The 19,737-nt window shown below is 35.8% G+C and carries 16 protein-coding genes and 1 pseudogene; 5 read left to right on the forward strand and 12 right to left on the reverse strand.

The features are described 5' to 3' along the window. Positions 1-129: 129 nt before the first annotated feature. The 3 genes from ACFHWD_RS11145 to ACFHWD_RS11155 all read right to left on the reverse strand — a co-directional run bounded on the left by ACFHWD_RS11145 (position 130) and on the right by ACFHWD_RS11155 (position 6,682). Complete coding sequence (locus tag ACFHWD_RS11145) at positions 130-2,100, reverse strand: Ig-like domain-containing protein (protein WP_378061899.1); 1,971 nt, start codon at positions 2,098-2,100, stop codon at positions 130-132. 378 nt (positions 2,101-2,478) lie between these two features. Continuing rightward, positions 2,479-3,600, reverse strand: coding sequence for a response regulator (locus ACFHWD_RS11150; protein ID WP_378061901.1), 1,122 nt, complete (start codon positions 3,598-3,600; stop codon positions 2,479-2,481). A gap of 31 nt (positions 3,601-3,631) precedes the next feature. Continuing rightward, positions 3,632-6,682 (reverse strand): ATP-binding protein, encoded by a 3,051-nt coding sequence (locus tag ACFHWD_RS11155; RefSeq protein WP_378061903.1) that lies wholly within the window; start codon positions 6,680-6,682, stop codon positions 3,632-3,634. A gap of 312 nt (positions 6,683-6,994) precedes the next feature. Here ACFHWD_RS11155 and ACFHWD_RS11160 point away from each other — a divergent pair, with 312 nt between their 5' ends. After that, positions 6,995-7,576, forward strand: a complete 582-nt coding sequence (locus ACFHWD_RS11160) for a class D sortase (protein WP_150357439.1) — start codon at positions 6,995-6,997, stop codon at positions 7,574-7,576. A 10-nt stretch (positions 7,577-7,586) separates the two neighbouring features. On the opposite strand, the gene ACFHWD_RS11165 is transcribed toward ACFHWD_RS11160, so the two are convergent. Beyond that, positions 7,587-9,590 carry an FAD-dependent oxidoreductase gene (locus tag ACFHWD_RS11165; RefSeq protein WP_179978461.1) on the reverse strand — a complete coding sequence of 668 codons (2,004 nt, stop codon included), beginning with the start codon at positions 9,588-9,590 and terminating at the stop codon, positions 7,587-7,589. Between the two features lie 99 nt (positions 9,591-9,689). Then, positions 9,690-10,622: a DMT family transporter gene (locus tag ACFHWD_RS11170; RefSeq protein WP_150357435.1), complete on the reverse strand. Its 933-nt coding sequence runs from the start codon at positions 10,620-10,622 to the stop codon at positions 9,690-9,692. A 217-nt stretch (positions 10,623-10,839) separates the two neighbouring features. Here ACFHWD_RS11170 and ACFHWD_RS11175 point away from each other — a divergent pair, with 217 nt between their 5' ends. The 3 genes from ACFHWD_RS11175 (at position 10,840) to ACFHWD_RS11185 (ending at position 12,284) form a co-directional block, all read left to right on the forward strand. Beyond that, positions 10,840-11,715 carry an SDR family oxidoreductase gene (locus tag ACFHWD_RS11175; RefSeq protein WP_229981161.1) on the forward strand — a complete coding sequence of 292 codons (876 nt, stop codon included), beginning with the start codon at positions 10,840-10,842 and terminating at the stop codon, positions 11,713-11,715. 122 nt (positions 11,716-11,837) lie between these two features. Then, positions 11,838-12,023, forward strand: coding sequence for a hypothetical protein (locus tag ACFHWD_RS11180; protein WP_150357431.1), 186 nt, complete (start codon positions 11,838-11,840; stop codon positions 12,021-12,023). Between the two features lie 12 nt (positions 12,024-12,035). After that, the gene (locus ACFHWD_RS11185) at positions 12,036-12,284 is read left to right on the forward strand and encodes a spore coat protein (RefSeq protein ID WP_150357429.1); all 249 of its coding nucleotides are present in this window, start codon (positions 12,036-12,038) and stop codon (positions 12,282-12,284) included. 148 nt (positions 12,285-12,432) lie between these two features. Here ACFHWD_RS11185 and ACFHWD_RS11190 read toward each other — a convergent pair whose 3' ends face one another. The 7 genes and pseudogenes from ACFHWD_RS11190 to ACFHWD_RS11220 all read right to left on the reverse strand — a co-directional run bounded on the left by ACFHWD_RS11190 (position 12,433) and on the right by ACFHWD_RS11220 (position 18,896). Continuing rightward, on the reverse strand, positions 12,433-13,191 hold the full coding sequence (locus ACFHWD_RS11190; protein WP_378061906.1) for an acyl-CoA dehydratase activase: 759 nt from the start codon (positions 13,189-13,191) through the stop codon (positions 12,433-12,435). Positions 13,192-13,241: 50 nt separating this feature from the next. Beyond that, positions 13,242-13,493 (reverse strand): DUF3343 domain-containing protein, encoded by a 252-nt coding sequence (locus ACFHWD_RS11195; RefSeq protein WP_150357425.1) that lies wholly within the window; start codon positions 13,491-13,493, stop codon positions 13,242-13,244. 243 nt (positions 13,494-13,736) lie between these two features. Beyond that, positions 13,737-14,999, reverse strand: a complete 1,263-nt coding sequence (locus ACFHWD_RS11200; RefSeq protein ID WP_150357423.1) for a double-cubane-cluster-containing anaerobic reductase — start codon at positions 14,997-14,999, stop codon at positions 13,737-13,739. A gap of 327 nt (positions 15,000-15,326) precedes the next feature. Next, positions 15,327-16,316 (reverse strand): annotated as a pseudogene (ilvA, locus tag ACFHWD_RS11205) (threonine ammonia-lyase); the annotation flags it as partial. A gap of 396 nt (positions 16,317-16,712) precedes the next feature. Continuing rightward, a complete protein-coding gene (locus ACFHWD_RS11210) occupies positions 16,713-17,069 on the reverse strand; it encodes a hypothetical protein (RefSeq protein WP_150357419.1) in 357 nt (118 codons plus the stop codon). 79 nt (positions 17,070-17,148) lie between these two features. Further along, positions 17,149-17,616, reverse strand: a complete 468-nt coding sequence (locus tag ACFHWD_RS11215; protein ID WP_378061909.1) for a hypothetical protein — start codon at positions 17,614-17,616, stop codon at positions 17,149-17,151. 437 nt (positions 17,617-18,053) lie between these two features. Continuing rightward, entirely contained in the window at positions 18,054-18,896 is an 843-nt protein-coding gene (locus ACFHWD_RS11220) for a glycoside hydrolase family 25 protein (RefSeq protein WP_150357417.1), read from the reverse strand. Positions 18,897-19,084: 188 nt separating this feature from the next. Here ACFHWD_RS11220 and ACFHWD_RS11225 point away from each other — a divergent pair, with 188 nt between their 5' ends. Further along, a complete protein-coding gene (locus ACFHWD_RS11225; RefSeq protein ID WP_150357415.1) occupies positions 19,085-19,579 on the forward strand; it encodes a hypothetical protein in 495 nt (164 codons plus the stop codon). The last annotated feature ends 158 nt before the right edge of the window (positions 19,580-19,737 follow it).

A 19,737-nucleotide genomic window follows, 5' to 3' on the forward strand; every position in this document is an offset into this window, starting at 1 on the left:
TATCCGATAATGTAGTAAACGCTCCATTTGAACTATCATCTATACTTGCAGAACCAGATACATAAGTCTGATCTACAGGAATAGTGTCCGTAACAACTGCACCGGCAGGAACAGTCGTCTTATCACCATTTATAGTAATTGTCCAGGTAATAATACCGCTGATGCATCATATGACCCGCTTTTGCTGATGATACTGGTGGGTACAGGAACAGTACCAGTACCGGGAGTTCCTTTTCCAGTACCACTCTCATCCAATATACCGCTTCCGTTTATATAGGCAGTGTTAATATATTGATTGTCCTTTTCGTTATTGTGATTGTAGACTTCCGGATTTACAGCAGTCGAAAATTTAATAACCCTGGGGCCCGTTATTTTCCCCAGGCTATGACTAAATGTACTTTCAGTTGCATAATCCGTAAAAGTATAAGAAACTGTTGTAGGTGCAGCAGCATCAGCACTCTCAGAGGTATCTCCTACTTTTATAGTTTCGGGATCCAGTTTCAGCCCGGCGGGAATAGTATCAGTGACCACTGCATTGTCAATTGTCCTTCCACTTTCATTTACAGTGATTGTCCAGTTAATTTTCTTATTAGCTTCGTCGTAAGTTCCAGTTTTACTTATCAGTTTTACAGGTACAGACACTGTAGCAGGTAAAGAAGGCAAAATAATAGGATTATTAATATCTTCTCCATATTTTAAAGTAGCTTCATTACTATAAGTATACGTACCCTGACCTTTGGCAGCCAGATCATCATGTATACTGGTCCTGAAAGTTATAATCTGCTGCTTTGTTATATTGACCAAGTTAAAAGTCAACTTTTCAACTCCGTCTGTATCAGTATATGCATTTACGTCAGGTACACTTTGGGATGGATTATTACCATCTTGAATAGTAATAGAGCCGCTGACAAATTTTTGCCCTTCATTTTTATTAATGGTATCTTCCACTACAGCATTGGCCACATTGACATTTTCCTTGTTTACTGTTATTGTCCATGTGATTTCATCAGTTGCTGGATCATAATGCCCACTTTTTACAATTGTTGGTGATGGCTGGTCAAAGTCTATATTTACAGTAGTACTTCCCACACCAGGAACGGTAAATTCAATTGGAACCGGGTTATTTGTCCCTATTTCATCCTTGTTAAAATAGCAGGCTGCAGAAAGTCCTCCAGTAACACCTTTATAGCTATTTACAGCATCTGTAAATGTAAATCTGACTACATTTCCAGTTTCTACAGAGATATCAGCCAGTGTATTTCCACCATAATCAATTTGACTAGGCAAAGATGCACTTGTAATCTCAATTTGTTTTGGTATTGAAATATCATAATAATCACCAGCAGTAACAGTTACATCATCAGGAATTCCCCATGTATAATTAACATGGACTTCTGAATCTTTAGGGACATCAACATCATCATCCAATTTATTGCCATCCTTGTCAGTCAAGCCGCTGAATCCCGTAATAAAATGAAATGAATCTGTGATATCACTGCCAGTAGTTGTATCGGCAGATGCTGAAACATCACCTGGAGAAACTGTCTGCCCAATTGTGCTGGAAGAGCTAGTATCCTCTGATGACGTATCCTGCTTGAAATTCACCGTCACAGGACTTTGTCCATCAATTTTAAAATCAATGGATGCAGGATTTTCTGTTCCCACTTTATCTTCATCGAATCCGGCGGATATGGCAAAACTGCCAATTACATCAGAATCAGAAGCTGCTGTGCCATTGAAAGTAATCAATGCCTTATCTGATGTATCCACATCCAGACTTGCTATTGTATTGCCGTTAGAATCTTTAATGCCCTCTGTCTGTTCACTTGAGATCTTAATCTGCTCAGGAAGCTGCAGTTTGTAGGTATCCCCCTTATTTACAATTGTACCTCCCGGGATTAAGAATTTATAGTTTACATTAACTGCCGAACTTTTGTCCACATTTTCTGCTTTACTGATATCATTTCCCTTTTCGTCTGTAAGGGTGACTCCGGTTATAAATTTAAATGTACCTGTAAGATCTACAGGAGCTGCCGGATTTGAGCTTTCATCTGCCTTTACACTTCCTATGGGGCCAAATGATGAAAATATCTGCAGCACAAACAATATTCACTGCAATTGATGAAAATTTTTTCTTTTTCATTTTCTCCCTCCTTTCTGAAATAAAAATATAGACCCTTACAATAATAAAAATAAAGTTTTTTGGATTATGATTTTATAACTTTACTGCTTTATTGTTCAAAGAGCCCTATAAAGTAAGAACAGATACTAATTAGTATTCATTTTTACTTTATCTTTTTAATAATACTCTATTCTTGTCACATAAACTTCACAAATCACTCACAAATTACTCACAAAAAAGATGGGAGCTCCCGGTTTAAAAGATCTGCCATCTTTTTTAATAAATTACTTGCAGTGTAAAATTATAGTTAAAAGTGCTTTGACCTTTAACTTCATTCAGATTGTGATTTGAACTTCCTACAATTTTATAAGCAGACTTTTATAGAGCTTCAAGGTTGATTCTTTAGGCTTTATGTGGAGCTCCTTCTGGAACAAATCACTTAATTTTTTATAGTGTCTTACCAGAGCTGTCTTATTTCCCATATAAAAATAAATCTGCATCATGAGATCATGGGCCTTCTCGTCAAAAGAATTTGCCGCAATTGCCTTTTTCAAATATTCCTCTGATTTACTGTAAATTTTCATCTTCATATAATATCTGGCTATATTTTTGGTGCTTAGGGAATAGTATCTCACCAGTTTTTCATTTAGTTCCATATCCCATAGATAATCGTCATTTCCAAAAAGCACTCCCTTATAAAGTGCCGTATTTTTTTCCCAGTCACCTATATTCCTGTCATCAACCGAGGAATTATTTTCAATAAAACTTTCGAATTCCCAGCTGTCACAGTAAAAACTTTCAAAATCCATTCCATATTTTCCATTTTCACAGTATACTGTATTTTCTATTTCTGCTTTATTGAGGACAGTTTTTAACCTGTATATGGTACTGTACAGGTTGTGTTCAGCTTTTTTAGAATGGAATTTGGGCCAGAGTATGTCACAAAGCTCCCATTTACTTGTGCACTTTCCCTTCTTATGTACAAAATATGCAAACAGCTCCTGTACCTTTGAAGTGGACCATCTGGTGATTTCCCTTCCGGAACTGCCGTATACCCTGAAGGATCCCAAAATAAACATTTTGTTCTTTTTGTCATCTTCAGAGCTTTTCACTGCTGCATGCCGGTTTTTAAGAAGCCTGTCTACTGTTGCATTTAAATCCTCTTCCGTAATGGGTTTTAAAATATAGTTTACCGCATCTACCTTAAATGCATCCAGAGCATATTTTTCATAGGCGGTTACAAAAACTATCTGGATATCTTCATTGAAATTTTTTATTTTTCTCGAAAGTTCAATGCCATCCATAAAGGGCATCTCCACATCTACAAAAACAACATCCGGCAAAAGTCCCGGTATACCTTCCATGGCCTCCCTGGAATCAGTGTACTGTCCCACTATTTCAAGATGCCTGTTTCTGCCGATAACCAGCTTCATCAGCTCCAGTATAGGCCTTTCATCCTCTACAATTACAGTTCTCATCAATTATCCCCCCGCAAGACATATAAATTATTCATAAACTTTTAACAAACATATCAACAATTGTTCCTTTTCCCTCAATACTGTGTATATCTATATCTCTCTTTTGAAGTTTTCTAATTCTCCTGCTGATATTTGAAAAACCAACCCCATTATTGTAAACTTCACTATTTCTAAGTTCCTCAAGTTTCTCATCATTCATGCCAATGCCGTTGTCCTTTACTGAAATATGAATTGTATTTTTTTCCTTACTGGCAGAAACATATACGGTTCCGCCTTCCCTTTTCCCCAGGAGGCCGTGCTTTACAGCATTTTCCACTAAGGGCTGAATGCAGAGGACGGGGACTTTTTCTCCCATAATCTGATGCTCAACGTCATATTCGATGTGAACCTTGTCGCCAAAACGTGCCTTCCCTATTTTAATATAGGCATCCACCATTTCAAGCTCATGTCTTAATGGTACAAGCATCATCTTATTGTCTATATCAAAATTTAATCTGAGATATCTGCTGAAATCGGTGAGGAGCTGAGCTGCCTTTTCTCCATCGGTATAACAAAAGGAAATTATGGTGCTTATGGTATTGTACAGAAAATGCGGCTTTATCTGTGCCTGAAGAAAAGCCATCTCATTTTTCAGCGCATCTTCCATGAATTTTTTCAGCTGAATCAGTGTCCTCACCCTGGCAGTGATTTCCCTTTCCTCAAAAGGCTTGGTTATAAAATCATTGGCCCCTGCCTCAAAACCCAGGAACAGATCATAATTCACGTCTTTCAAGGTGGATATGAGTATGGGAAGTTCTATAAGAGAGTATTTTTCCCTGATCTTCCTGCATACATCTATACCGGAAATTCCCGGCATCATAACATCAAGAAGTACCAGGTCCACTTTATTGTCTTCTACTTTTTTCAAGGCCTCTTCTCCCGAGAGTGCAGTTAAAATATTATATCCTTCCCTGTAAAATATGTTGAGGGCCGTCTGTACATTGAATATTTCATCATCTACTATCAAAATAGTGCCTTCATTTTTTCTGCCCTGTACTGTATCAGAATAATCTGTAGAAGACAGGCTGTGGAAATACTCTTCATTCCTCTTCCTGTTCTCCTCATAGACATCATTTTTTTCTTTTGAAACCGGCAGTGAAAACACAAAACGGCTTCCCCTGCCCTTCTCCGACCAGTCCAGATATATTTCACCCTTCATGAGTTCCACCAGCTGTTTTGTTATATACAAACCCAGCCCGATGCCCTCTGGATTCAAAGATTCATAGGGCATAAAAACCTTATGCTGCTTGTCCTCAGGTATTCCTGGGCCTGTATCCTCCACCGACACATATACCATGTCACCTTTTCTGCTGCAGCTTATCTTTATAGTACCTTTGTCCATATTTTTTACAGCATTGCCCACCAGATTGAATATCACCTGCTGTATCCTGCTCTCATCTGCCTTTACCAATACCTCTTCCCTTATATTGTTGATGATATTTATGTTTTTCTTCTGTAATATGTACTTGTAGCTTTCCACCACTATACTCGCACAGACTTTTACATCCACCGTGCATATGCTTATCTTCAGCTGTCCATTTTTCAGCAAAGTTATGTCCAGTGTGTCATTTACGATATTTGTCAGCTTCAAAGCCATATCTTTCAGTATTATTATATCTTTGACATTTTCATCTTTCATATAACCGCTGTTCTCTTTGATTATGGTCTCAGTTATGTTGATTATTCCATAGAGGGGAGCTTTGAGTTCATAAGAAGTCCTGGCAATAAACTCATTCTTCACCTTATCCATTCCTATGAGCTCCCCTGACATTTTTTCCATATTTTTATAGGCATTCAAAAACCCATTGGATAAAATAGTAAATAAAAGTACCATAGATCCGCAGAGTGCTGCAGAACCCACAAGTTTGGTGCTTGTCAGATTCAATTCATATAAAAAATTATTCACCAGGCAAATACTGATACATATTATAGCCTCCAGAAAAAGGCCGGCTTCTTTTTTATTCATGGAACCACAGGTATCCTTTATGTTCATAACCGTAAGTTTTAAAATTATCGTGATCAGAAACGCCGTGATAACTATATATTTGGGTAAATCCAGGTACATGTACACAGGATAGCTGACAGTTAAAACTACCAGTACATAAACTATACTTATCACATTGACAGCTTTGACAGTGATTTTTGACAATATGTTTTTGTTGAATTCCCTTACAATCCAGGCCAGGGATGCTATAGTCAGTATTACTGCCATTTTCTTAATCTTACATTCCAATTCAAATGGAATGACCGGGAATAACTGTACAAGCAGTTTCTCTCCATTAAAAAGCAGGTCGACGGCAAAGGACAGAAAGCTTATTCCAAGGTATAAAAAACTTTTGTCCTTTTTCCATGCGGCATATACATACAAGCTATAAACGGCAAGCAAAAACATCAATATGGTTCCCGCCAGTTCAATGGAAGAATTGGTAGTAGTCATGAAGCTGATATTTTTTTGAAGTCCGAAGCATATTTTATACAATGTGCCCTTAAGAGGATACCCAAAATTGGCAGACTGGATAATTATTTCAGCTCTACTTCCCTGAATATTAAAATATGTATCATAAGGAATCATTCCAGCATGGTATCCATTATTTTTTTCAGCAGGGTTTCCACTGAAGCCCCTTAAAATTCCATTTACAAATAATTTATTGCTCGTCCGCACATTCTCAAGTTTAAGTCCAAATACTTTATCGGAAGGTTTTACTTTCACAACTAACCTGCAAGTTCTCACTCCTTTGGGTTCCATAAATTTATTATTTTTATCATTTTGCCTGGTGGAAGTAAGTTTGATATATCCTGTCAATCTTGGCTTTACACTGCTTTTTCTTGTAAAATTTTCTGGAGCAAGCAATTGATGATCATACAGCTCCCACTGTCCATCAAGATTTACAGGACCGTTTTTTTTAAAATTCCACTTTGAAAGATCCATTTTTCCACCAAGTGCAGGATTAGGTTTTTTGATGGAGATTACATCTGAAAATGATATAAAAAATGAGATTGACAGCATACCCATAATTATTATAAATCTCAATATATTTTTCATTAAATGCCAGTGCCCCTTTTAAACATTTGATAATTTTATAATTATTAGATTACATTTTATTACAAATAATACATCTTTTCATTTTTTATTTATAATTTTATTATATACTTTATAGTGGCGTTAATCATTTATTTATAATAAATATATATTGACTAATTTATTGTCGAATATTACTATATAGTATATAATGTAAATTATATTACCTTAAATTTGATAATATTAAATTTATAATTAACATGGCTTATATAATTATTTTTTTAATATAATTGTTATTTTATTTAGAATTTACGTTAATATTTGGAGGGAAGTCCATTGAAAAAAGTAAATATAATAGGCTTAATACTCATTCTTATAGGCATTTCAATACTTGTATATGCCTTTGGAACTAAATATTGGACAAGATATACACAGAATAATATGGTAAAAAACTACGAGCAGAAAATTAAAGAACATAAAGGAAAGGTCAAAATTTCCAAAGACAGTGCCGATTCTTCTGTAAATTACGGCACGGTTGGTATTCTCATCATACCAAAAATAGATTTGAAGGTAGCAGTAGGAGAGGGAACTGACATGAATACATTAAGGTATGCCGTGGGACATTTCAAGGGAACTGCAATGCCCGGAGAAAAGGGAAATTTTGCCTTAGCAGGCCACAGGAGCTATACTTTCGGGCAATATTTCAACAGATTGGATGAACTTACAACAGGTGATGAGATCAGGGTGAAAACGGTGAAGGGATCCTATAAATACAAGGTATACAATACAAAAGTCGTTCTTCCTGATGAAGTAAATGTACTAAATCCCACCAAAGATGCAACTATGACTCTCATCACCTGCACTCCCATAAGGGTGGCCACACACAGGCTTGTAATAAGTGCAAGACTGGATAATTAACAATTAATAGTTAACAGTTGAGTCCTATTTCATTTCCGCTCCAGATTGCCTCCATTATATTGGCAGTTTCATAGGCATCTCCCACAAGGTATAAATCCGCTATCTTACCATTGAGTTTGTCGTAGAGTTCTCTGTCAGACCTGAAGCCAACGGCAATTATAACGGTATCCGCAGATACATTTTGTTTCTTAAAACTGCTGTCAATAAGAACTGCACCGTCTTCAGTCACTTCCAGCAGAGAATTTCCCGTAATAATTTTTATATTATACTTTTTCATAAGATCAATCAGCATTATTTTATTCATGTGTGGAATCGGCTTTCCTGCATTTAGTACACTGTCTCTGGCTTCTACAATTGTCACCTTTTTACCCTGTTTTGCAAGGTAAAGAGCAGTTTCACATCCTACAAGTCCGCCGCCTATCATGAGTACATTCTCTCCTGACTGTTTACTGCCGTTTAAAATTTCAACTGCTGTTGAAACTTTATCTTTTTCTATGCCAGGTAATTTGAGTCTAATATCTTTCGCTCCCGTTGCAATGATCACAGCATCAGGCTTTTCCTTCTGCACCATATCCTCCGTTACCTTAGTGTTAAATATTATTTTAACTTTAAGTTCTTTCATCTCATTTCTATACCAGTCAAGCAGCCTCCTGTCATCCAGCTTAAAATCCGGTACAGATCCTGGAATAACTTCTCCGCCAAGTTCATTAGTGCTTTCATAGAGTGTAACATTGTGTCCTCTCATAACAGCAACTCTGGCCGCTTCCATTCCTGAAATTCCTCCTCCTACAACCATGATCTTCTTGCTTTTAATTGCAGGCTTTATTTCATAATACCTCTCTCTTCCAACCGCAGGATTTACGGTACAGCTCAATGGTTTCCCCTCAAATCCTCTTCCAAGGCATCCTGTATGGCATCCGATACAGGGACGAATTCTTTCAGGATGATTCCCAAGAGCTTTTTTCGGCCAGTATGCATCACAGAGAAGAGGTCTTCCGAGCCCGATCATATCCGCAGAACCATCATCAAGAGCTCTCTCCGCAAGATCCGGATTCCCAAGTTTGCCTGCAACTATGACGGGAATATTAACAGCTTTTTTCAATTCCTTCGTATAAGGCAAATATAATCCATCTTTTTGATAGAGAGGCGGATGTGACCAATACCAGGCATCATATGTACCCAAATCAGTGTTAAGTTCATCGTATCCCGCAGTCTCAAGTATTTTTGCAGCCTCAATGCCTTCTTCCAGATCCCTGCCTTTTTCAATATAATCTTCCTCCGGAAGTCCACCCTGCCTCCAGTCCTTTATACAGCTCTTTACACTGTATCTCAGACCCACAGGAAAATCATCCCCCACTTCAGCCTTTATTCCCTGTACTATTTCTACGGGAAGTTGAAGCCTTCCTCTCAGATCACCACCGTATTTGTCAGTTCTCCTATTAAATATTGAAAGAGTAAACTGATCCAGCAGATACCCCTCGTGCACTGCATGTATTTCAACTCCGTCAAACCCTGCCTGTCGTGCAATTTCAGCACCTTCAACAAATTTTGTCACTATCCATTCAACTTCCGAAGTAGTAAGGGCTCTGCAGGTGACAGTAGGATCCCAGTAATTAGGAATATCCGATGCAGATACAGGCTGTGCTCTCAAAAGTGTACCTGGTGCACCGCTTCTTCCGAAACCCATGGTAAGCTGCAAAAATATCTTTGAACCGTAGGCATGAACCCGCTCCGCCATCTCAGAAGATGTCATCAAAAATCTACCTGGATTTATTGATATAATGGGAATTATACCAGGTACCACCTTATCCAGTTCATTTTCCACTTTGGTAATACTTGTTATAATAAGGCCCGTTCCGCCTTTTGCCCTCTCCACATAATAGTCTATAGCTCTCTGGTTATAACACCCTTCATTATCCACAAGCCCAAAAGCTCCCATGGGAGCCATGGATATTTTATTTTTTATTTCCACCTTTCCTATTTTAATAGGCTGAAACAAGGATTTGTTTTTCATATTAATTTTTACCTCCTACTTATATATTTAAACTCTATTTTATATTTTCCCTCTTTAGTTTAAATATACTGTAGAATACTAATTTTATAACCACAATACCTAATCTTTTGCCAAAACGCTTTTACCCCTCCAGCCGACTGAAAAATAAGATCCAATCAAAATAAAGCATATTCCAATTGTAGTATTTGCAAGTATTGTCTCTTCCAATACAATGAGTGCAAAAATTGGTGCCAAAACCGGCTTAATAAAGAAAACCATGGAAGCCATAGATGCTGAAGTCTTGTCCATTGCAAGGAAATAAAACATATATCCCATCCCGGTTACTACAATTCCAAGAAACATTACAGGAATTATATTGACAGAACTTATTCCATAAAAAATAGGAATGTCTGCCATAAACCTTAAATTTTCATTAGTACCTATGAAATTTATAATGACAGGCATTTTGGATATCAGCATTAGAAAAAACATGATTATATCTCCTGTCAAAAAAGTCATGCAGTTTAAAACCATGCACCCATATCTCTCCGATCTCAGCTTTCCTATTACAGCATATATTGAAAAAGATACTGCAGAGAGAAAGGCAAATGATATTCCCTTCATATCACTGTTTATCCCAAAAGGATTCAATATAAAAACCATGCCTACTATACTCAACACAACTGATATAACAGTTCCCCTGTTCATCTTTTCCTTTAAAACAAAATAAGCAAGGATAATTGTAAATACCGGATTAGTACTAAAAATTATTGCTACAGTAGATGCTTTTGTATATGTAACTGCCAGCTGGAAAAATGACATGCTGACTACCACGCATAAAAATCCTGTCATCACAAAGTAGAGGAAATCCTCTTTCTTAAGTTTGATCTTCTTATATTTCATGGATCTAAGAGCAAAGGGCACTAAAAATAAACCACCTATTAAAAACCTTAAAAAATTCAGCTGAAGCGGATTTACTCCAACTATAAGTTTTCCCGTAATCTCCATGGTACTGAAAATCACCGCAGTCAAGCCAATAAAAATATATCCCAATTCACGTCTTCCTTTCAAATATAAATGTCAATCAACAAATTCGAACACATTTTTTAGAGTATACCCGTCATGATAAATTGTCAACTTACATTTGAATTCACTTGAATTGGCCTTACAGGATGAAAACATTTTTATATGCACTATTCTGGTTAGGATATTATTCTTACAATTATACATACTATTATTGAAAGTTTAAATTAGGAGGAAGTTTTTAAAGATGAACAATGATTTTTATTTAAATTTTACAAAATCCATTCCACAGCAGAAACAAATCAAACAGCCCGGAGTGGAATCCGAGATGAATCCAAAGCCAATAAGCGAAAACCCTGAATATAAAGGTTCGGATAAACTGAAGGATAAAACAGTTTTAATTACAGGAGGGGACAGTGGAATAGGAAAAGCGGTTTCCATAGCTTTTGCTAAAGAAGGTGCGGATCTGGCAATAGTGTACTATAATGAACATTCAGATGCGGAGGATACAAAAAAAATTATAGAAAATTCAGGAAGAAGATGTCTTTTAATTCCCGGAGATGTTTCAGATCACAATTTTTGTAAAACCGCCGTTGAAAAAACCATAGAGTTCTACAGCAAAATAGATATACTCATAAATAATGCAGCAGTACAATTTCCACAAAACAGCATCGAAGATATAACAGAGGAACAGCTGGAAAAAACATTCAAGACAAATATCTTCAGCATGTTTTATATTACCAAGGCAATAATGCCATATTTCAAACCAGGCTGCTGCATAGTAAATACAGCTTCCATAACAGCCTACAGGGGGAGTAAGGACCTAATCGACTATTCTTCTACAAAAGGTGCAATTGTGTCCTTTACCCGTTCTCTGGCGCTGTCACTTATAGGCAGTAATATAAGGGTCAACGCCGTAGCACCGGGGCCTATATGGACACCTCTCATACCCTCTTCCTACAATGCACAAAAAGTTGGTGAATTTGGTTCTACTACACCCATAGGCAGGCCAGGTCAGCCGGTAGAGCTGGCATCCGCCTACGTATTCCTGGCGTCATCCGAAGCTTCTTACATCACCGGTGAAACCATACATGTAAATGGCGGTGATTTTATAGGAGGCTGATCTATATGTACATAAAATTTCTAAAATTATCCCCGCTAATTTTTTATACTTCTGCATAATTAAATTAAAATTAAAGATAATAGATATTGGTAAATAAAAATATGAAAGGAGAAATATACACTATGTCACAGTTAAATCAACAGGAACTTCAAAATCTGAGACATCTCATTGGAGCTCACGAAACAGCTTATGAAAAAATGCAGGCATACATGCAGAATTGTACTGATCCACAGGTGAAATCATACTTTCAAAAATCAGCACAAGATGCCCAAAAAACAAAACAACAATTAATGTCATTTCTAAATTAGGAGGTAAAAAACATGCAAGACAAAGTAATGATAAACGACGCACTTTCCATGGCCAAAGGTGAATTAACAACCTATGCCAATGTAATAGCTGAATGTGCTAATCCCAATCTCAGATCAACTATTCAACAGATTAGAAACAACTGCGAAACATCTCAATATGAACTCTATAGGCTTGCCCAATCAAAAGGCTATTATAAGCCTGCAATGATGGCTGACAGCAGTGACGTTCAGCAGGTAAAATCGCAGTTAATGGGACAATAGCACTGCTCTGCATCTTAATTTTCAAAAATTCAGTAAATTCGAGCAGCGACAAATATCAAAGATAGCAGTACTCCCTAAAATTATAATCATTTGATAAGTATCAGTTTTCACTGATACTTATTTTTACACAGAAAGTTAACTTCACAAATCAAAGCTTCAGTTCCCCTGCTGCAAGAGCTGCTCCAATGGCTCCTGCATATCTTCCATATTTGTGGCTCTTGACAGGCTGCTTAAGTTTTTTAGAAAGACTGTCCATTATATATTCGTTATTGCTCAAACCCCCTGTTAAAAAGTAATTAAACCCCTCTCCATGTTTCTGGCAGAGAGATTTCACCTTACTTGTGATAGAATCTATTATGCCAAAAGCTATGTCCTCTCTTTTACTTCCGCTGCTTATCAGTCCTATTATTTCGGATTCGGCAAATACAGTGCACATGGAACTTATGGTTATCCCATTTCCATGTTTTGCCCTTTCGCATAGTTCTTCTATTTCCAATCCCAGAGTGCCTGCCATAAGTTCCAGGAATCTTCCCGTGCCAGCAGCACATTTATCATTCATTGTAAATCCGGTGACTCTACCGTCTTTCACAGTAATCACCTTGGTATCCTGCCCGCCTATGTCGATCACAGTACAGTCATTTTTAAAAAGATAGAAAGCTCCCTTTCCATGACATGTAATTTCAGTTATTGTCTTATGGGCATATGGAACAGATACTCTTCCATAACCTGTAGCAACTATTTTACAATTTTCCTCTGTAAATCCGATGTTCTTCAGATGGAGTTTTATATCGCCGGCAACTTTAACACTGCTCCATCCTGTGGGAAGTACAAATAATTTTTGGATTTTTTTATCAAATATGCAAACTTTTGAAGCCGTAGAGCCTATATCTATTCCTACACAAGTCATAAAATACCACCTTTATCTACAAGAATATCATTTTACAGTAACCTTCACAGCTATAAATAAGGATTTACTATTTTTTTATTTACAGAATGTAATCCAAGGGTTTTCACATTATAATTGTATATCAATTCCTTTATTTTTTCTTCGTCTTCTTTATTATACATTATAGATATTCCACAGCAAGATGAAATCTCTCTTGGAGTAGGTACAATTGTATATCTAATTTTATTTTTCTTTAACAATTTTTCCATTTTTATACCTTCTGTATGGCAGGGAAACAGTATATAATATCTTACAGTATCCACCCCATCAACTCCTTTATTAAAAAATTCAAAAAATGCCTGAAGATTCTCTTTTAAAAAGCTTCAGGCATTTTTTTATCCGAACGCTACCATTGCTAATACTCCAACTTCTTAAAGCTTACGATAAGTACTGCTACGCGCCTGGATAAGTTCTTCTAAGGTTCAGATGGAGTAAGCATTCCTTATAAGCAAACTCTATCTGAACCTAAGAATCACTTGATCTTTCAGCTACACCGCGCAGTCAATCTAAATCATTTCCAAAAATGCCTCAACTCTGGTCTTTATCTGTCCGGAATCCTCTGTGGAATAATCTGTTTCTATCTGCATAACAGGTATGTTTTTCTCTTTTAATGCTCTTTCCACATCCCTGTGTTCTACAGCATAAGTATGACAGAAAGAAAGATTGGCATCTATTACTCCATCTGCATTGTATTCACCTGCATATTTTATTATATCATCAATTCTGCCCGTATTGGGCGTAAAACAGGCACAATTTATCTTCATATACCTGTCTGCTATATTTTTAATCAAATCTTCCAGGGTTTCTCCCTTTTCGTCCACTTCATTTTCGAAATATCTTGTGCCGGTACAGGTCTCTTCAACTACTATCTGCGCATTTAAGCTCTCTACAATGGAATGAAGTTTCCAGTTGGGAAGTCCCATAGGAGTTCCTGTTATCATAACCCTCTTTTTACCTTCATCCTTCATCCCACTTTTTACTCTCTCGTCCAATTCATCGCAAAGCTCATTTAATTTTTCTGTGAATCTCTGTGGATCATCAAAAAATGCAACCTGAGATATCAAAAGTGCATCTAGTCCGCTTATTGGAGAAGGTTTATATTTTCTCAAGCCATACAATCTCTTCAATGCCCTTCTCTTTAAATTGATAATTTTTATGCCTTCTCTTAGGCTCTCAACAGTAACCTTATTTCCGGTAAGTTCTTCCATCTTGCCTATAAAATCCTTTATTTCCCCTATCCACTGATCATAATTCTTTTCCCTTTTCATCTGGGGAAGTTCCATAACATGTACCGGCACATAATCATTCAATACTTCCCAGGCTTTCTTTTTTCCATCACAGGTTGTCTCTCCAATTACCATATCGCAGGATTGAAAATAAGGACATGTTCCTCCCACTTTTGCCCCCATGAATGCTTTGATCAAAGGACACATATTCCTAGGTAAAACCTTTTCACCGTCTTCAACCCAAAATTGAGATCCTGAACAAAGCCCTACTCCTATTGCATTTGCTGCAAGTATAACTTCATCTGGTACAAATACACAAAAGGTTCCGACTACTTTCCCGCCATTTTTCTTATGCTCGTCCAACTCTTTAATTCTAAATCCATGTATTTCAGCCAATACAGAATTAAAATAATTCATCCTCTCAGGTCTATTTTCTTGAGTGAGATATGTTCCCTCATATAATTTTGGCAGCACAGCACACAACTCATCATGCTTTTCCAAATCGACCCCAAGTTTGCTCCAAAGTTCCCTATAATCAGCCAATATTTATTCCCTCCTCTATTTAATATAAACTAACTTCTTCACCAGGTATCTCCCGATGTCTTACTGGATATAATTCGGTACACTTTTATGGTATCATAAATAATCATCTGCATTTATCATATTATATTATAGACATATCATTGATCATTAATTTTAATTATGTCAAATTTTTGTTAACTATACAACTTTCACTATTAGCTTTTTACTGTACTCAAAGATCACCTGATAAACTACAAGACATCAGGAAAGAATTTTCCTGATGTCTACATACCTGCCTTTAATTAAAATAAAATGCTATATAGAGTACTTATTCCAACAAATCTAAGAATATTGCAATAAGCGACTATTTTTCTCCAATTCTTTTTCTATTATTTTTGCAACAGTAGCTATATCTACATTTCCACCGCTTACAAGCCCTACTACATTTTTGCCTTCTATTCCGCTTACTTTTCCAGCCAGTAAAGCTGCCAGGGGCAGTGCACCAGCACCTTCAGCTATCAGTTTGTTTCTTTCCATTAACGAAAACATTCCAAATGCTATTTCTTCCTCACTCACAGCTACAACTTCATCTACGTACTTTTGAATATATTCAAAACATTTATCTCCAGGGGCACAGACAGATGTACCATCAGCTATGGACTTTGCACCAGGGAGTGTGACTACTTTTTTCTGTTCCATTGAAACTTTAGTAGAAGCTATGATCTCAGGCTGCACTCCTATAACTCTTATGGAAGGTTTTATGGATTTAACTGCCGTAGCAACACCTGATATCAATCCACCTCCACCTATTGGAACTATCACTACATCCGCCTCAGGCAATTTGTCCAATATTTCGATTCCTATAGTTCCCTGACCTGCCATTACATCCACATCATTATACGGATGAACAAAAGTAGCTCCCGTTTCCTTCTGAACTTCTACTGCCTTAGCATAACATTCATCGTAAACCTGGCCTGCCTGAATTACTTCAGCTCCATAACCCTTAGTAGCTTCAACTTTTGCTTTAGGTGCAGTAGCAGGCATAACAATTGTAGATTTTACTCCAAAAGCCGTCGATGCATAGGCAACTCCCTGAGCATGATTACCCGCCGAAGAAGCTATAACTCCCTTTTTCTTATCCTCTTCACTCAGATTAACCAACTTGTTATATGCACCTCTTAATTTAAAAGCTCCTGTTTTCTGTTTATTCTCACATTTCAAGTACAGATTACAGCCGCATTTTTTGGAAAAAGTACTGGTGTAAAAAAGAGGAGTTTCCCTTACTACATCTTTAATATTTTCTTTAGCCTTTTTGATCCTTTCTAGATTTAGTTCCATAACTCATTCCCCCTGTCAATATTATTTTAATTGTTTACGTACCTTCATATATATGTAATTTATGCATAAAAAAATTCATTTATTTAAAAAAGTCCTGTAAATATATATGATTAGGTATTTTATGTGATAAACGTTTTCATATCTACAATATGTTTGTCGAATTCTTACACATATATGAAAATGTAATTTATGCACATATGAATCATTATTTCAAGTCTATAATAACATATTTTTTTATTTTATACAATTTAATTTTGTAGAATTTAATTAAATTATTTGAATCATATTTTAAAGTTAATGAATAAAATATTTCTCAGATGCTTTAATTTCGACATTAAAATAAGCTATCTTAAAAAATTTCAAGATAGCTTATAAAAAATATACAATACGCCATTTTTAACTCTCTTCCAATGCCCATCCTCTTACATCTTCATACAGTTTATCTATAGTTTCAGGTATAACTTTACTTTTTAGATATTCCATTTTTTGTTCAATATCATCTCTGCTTTTTAAATTTTTATACTTGTCACAGTCAATTCTTATAATTTCCAATTCAGCTTCATTTGAATCTTCCTTTAATACATATTCCTTATTTTCGAAATATATATCAATATTACCGTCAGCACCAATGCTTAGAATTCCTTCTCTTTCTTCTTCATGTTTTCCTGAAACCACCTGTCTAAATAACTCATTGAGCCCATTTTCCACTTTGTCTCTATTTTCTTCTAGAACCTCCAACCATTCCCTATACATATTAAACCAACTCCCTCCAAGCACTTTATTTAATTCTACCACAAATATGTTCTCATCTCTACGGATAAGCTCTTTATTTTTACTGTTGACGTAAATTTTGTGTATTAGCTATAATCTGTTTTAAGCGTAAATTCTCCTGTTGTAATTGTGTTAGCTGCTGCCGCAATTTAGATTGTGTCTCTTTAAGCTCCTCCAATTGAAAGGATTGCTGTTTTACTTTACTATCAGCACTGATACATACCTGTTTATTTATAGCATTCAATTCATCTTGGGTAAGACAGGGTAATAGCTGCAGCAATCTTTTATCCATTTCGCTTTTCTTAATATCTCCCGATTTTTGTACAGAACTAAATTCGTCTTCTAAAACATAGTACATTCCCTTTGCTACAGTAAGAGCATGATTATAATTGTCCATTCCTTTTCTAGCTATAAAAGATTCTCTTTGTTCTTTCACTACATCAGAAATCTTCTTAAGTACATAACCTCCTATAATTCCAACTATACCTAAAATAAACTCCACAAGTAAACTGAGCAATTGCTCTTTCATTATATAATACCCCCAAACAAATACTTTTAATACAGAATATGCTGATTCAAAACAAAATAAGCATCCTAAAAAAACGGATGCTTATTCTGCAATTTATAATCTTAAGGAGTTCAATTGAATAATATCTATATGAATTTTCATCTATCTCTTTATATCATATTTGTTACCTCTATTGTAAAATCACCGATACCTAAAATTACCGGAATAATAATTTGCTTTTTGCACATTCTATTTATATAAGAATATCAATGTATTTAGATTATAAAATATTTAAAGTTTCATATGATCCAAAATATTTGTCATTCAGTACATTGGTATTTACTTTACACCGGGGATGATGAATTTCCGGTGTTTAAATTTCAATTAAACTCATATTATAATAACCTCATTCCAGGGATTTTCATCCCTGGTTTTTTTCTTACTCATTTAATACTCTATTACAAATCAACGGCTTTTTTTCTTTTTTTTATAAAATCAAGTACACGTTCTGCTGTTTCATATCTATCCGTACCGCTGATAAGTTCTGTTAAATAGCTTGTATACTGTTCCTTCTTGCCTCCAACAGCATAAACATTTTTCACTTGAGAATAATCAAACTTTCTGGCATTAGAAATCGTAGGACAATTTAAAAAATCAGCCAGTAATTCCGCAGAATGCATATCAGCACCGTAGTTATATATCACAATAGCATCCACTTTTTTCTCACCCCTTTTTAGAGAATTGTAGAAATCCTCCGCCATATAATTAAGGTCCACATATCCGGACATACCCGATATCTGCCCTTTATTCGTATACTGCCATATAGCATATTTGCTCCACAGCGTAAAATCTGGAGAACTTGTCCCATAATTGGCAATCCAAAGAGGATACTTTGTTATTTTGGAATTTAGATGTGATTTTATATAGTTTGGATTGCAATAAATCACCGCCGGCGCTATAGAAGATATGGCATCCAGAAATGCCAGGCAGGCATCCGTCATGTCCCCGCTGCACTGCTGTTCAAAATCCAGAACTACAAAGTCAAGATCAGTGCCTGCAACAGTGGATTTAAAAAAACTGGCTTCCTGGATAGCTTTTTCTTTAGTCGTAAATCTGGCAAAATGATATGCTGCAGTGACAAGCTCCAGTGCCCTGGCATCTTTAATGCTGCTGTTATAAAATTTGTCCACAAAGGTACTTCCCTCAGTGGCCTTTGCAATTACAAATTTGTGTCCTGTATTTTTGACAAGCTGAATATTAACTGAACCATTGAGATTGCTTATATCAACACCTTTCAACATAAAACCCCTCCTTTATTTTCAATATATTTTTAAACTGCACTTTTTGACATTGTCGATATGCAATTCAGTTTCCTATTTTAAATTTTAAATGTGACTTTTATAATTTTCTAGTATAACTATTTTTATAATGCACAAACTTTAATTATTACCAAACAAATATTCATATAAATTACAAGGAGTGGATATAGATGAAAAAAACTTTTTATGTGATTACAGCATCCTTACTGATTACAATAAACTTAATAGGCTGTGGAACTCAACAACAATCTAACAATGTTAAAAACAAAACACAAAATATAGAGAACAAAGCTAAAAACGACTTAGCAGAATTGCCTAAAAATTTGAAGACTGACATGGGTCCAGGCAAATTTTATATATCTCCATCATCTAACACCTTTAAAGATGGAAATGTTCCGATTATAAATATCAAGAAAAATACTTCATCTCAAAAAGTTGAAATAACCCCAAGTGAATTCAATAATAAATATATGAGCTATATATTCATAGATGGTGTTTTCAACTCTAAAAAACAATTATCCAACAGTAAGACAAATATGGAACTAAAGGGAAATGATATCAAAACAGGTAAACATAAAGTAGATATTATTCAATTTAATAATAATAAAACAACTGATACAGTCCTTACTCACAAAACTGCATATTATTATGTCAATATAGCGTAATAATGAAAGCCCCGGATCCGTCTAGGGCTTTTCTCCCCTTTTACATCAAAAAAATATACCCCAGAATTAACTGGGGTTTCAAGCGGGGAACTATTTATAAAATAAATAGTCATATACATACCAATATACGTAGTATCTTTGATAATTAAGGGTGTAAT

This window comes from Clostridium sp. MT-14, from assembly GCF_042436595.1.
Classification (GTDB): domain Bacteria; phylum Bacillota; class Clostridia; order Clostridiales; family Clostridiaceae; genus Clostridium_B; species Clostridium_B aromativorans.

Bases quoted from the DNA above. Each gene is read 5' to 3' on its own strand.
- ACFHWD_RS11150 (WP_378061901.1), bottom strand. From the start codon at position 3,600: ATGAGAACTGTAATTGTAGAGGATGAAAGGCCTATACTGGAGCTGATG.
- ACFHWD_RS11155 (WP_378061903.1), bottom strand. From the start codon at position 6,682: ATGAAAAATATATTGAGATTTATAATAATTATGGGTATGCTGTCAATC.
- ACFHWD_RS11165 (WP_179978461.1), bottom strand. From the start codon at position 9,590: ATGAAAAACAAATCCTTGTTTCAGCCTATTAAAATAGGAAAGGTGGAA.
- ACFHWD_RS11175 (WP_229981161.1), top strand. From the start codon at position 10,840: ATGAACAATGATTTTTATTTAAATTTTACAAAATCCATTCCACAGCAG.
- ACFHWD_RS11180 (WP_150357431.1), top strand. From the start codon at position 11,838: ATGTCACAGTTAAATCAACAGGAACTTCAAAATCTGAGACATCTCATT.
- ACFHWD_RS11185 (WP_150357429.1), top strand. From the start codon at position 12,036: ATGCAAGACAAAGTAATGATAAACGACGCACTTTCCATGGCCAAAGGT.
- ACFHWD_RS11190 (WP_378061906.1), bottom strand. From the start codon at position 13,191: ATGACTTGTGTAGGAATAGATATAGGCTCTACGGCTTCAAAAGTTTGC.
- ACFHWD_RS11210 (WP_150357419.1), bottom strand. From the start codon at position 17,069: ATGTATAGGGAATGGTTGGAGGTTCTAGAAGAAAATAGAGACAAAGTG.
- ACFHWD_RS11215 (WP_378061909.1), bottom strand. From the start codon at position 17,616: ATGAAAGAGCAATTGCTCAGTTTACTTGTGGAGTTTATTTTAGGTATA.
- ACFHWD_RS11220 (WP_150357417.1), bottom strand. From the start codon at position 18,896: ATGTTGAAAGGTGTTGATATAAGCAATCTCAATGGTTCAGTTAATATT.
- ACFHWD_RS11225 (WP_150357415.1), top strand. From the start codon at position 19,085: ATGAAAAAAACTTTTTATGTGATTACAGCATCCTTACTGATTACAATA.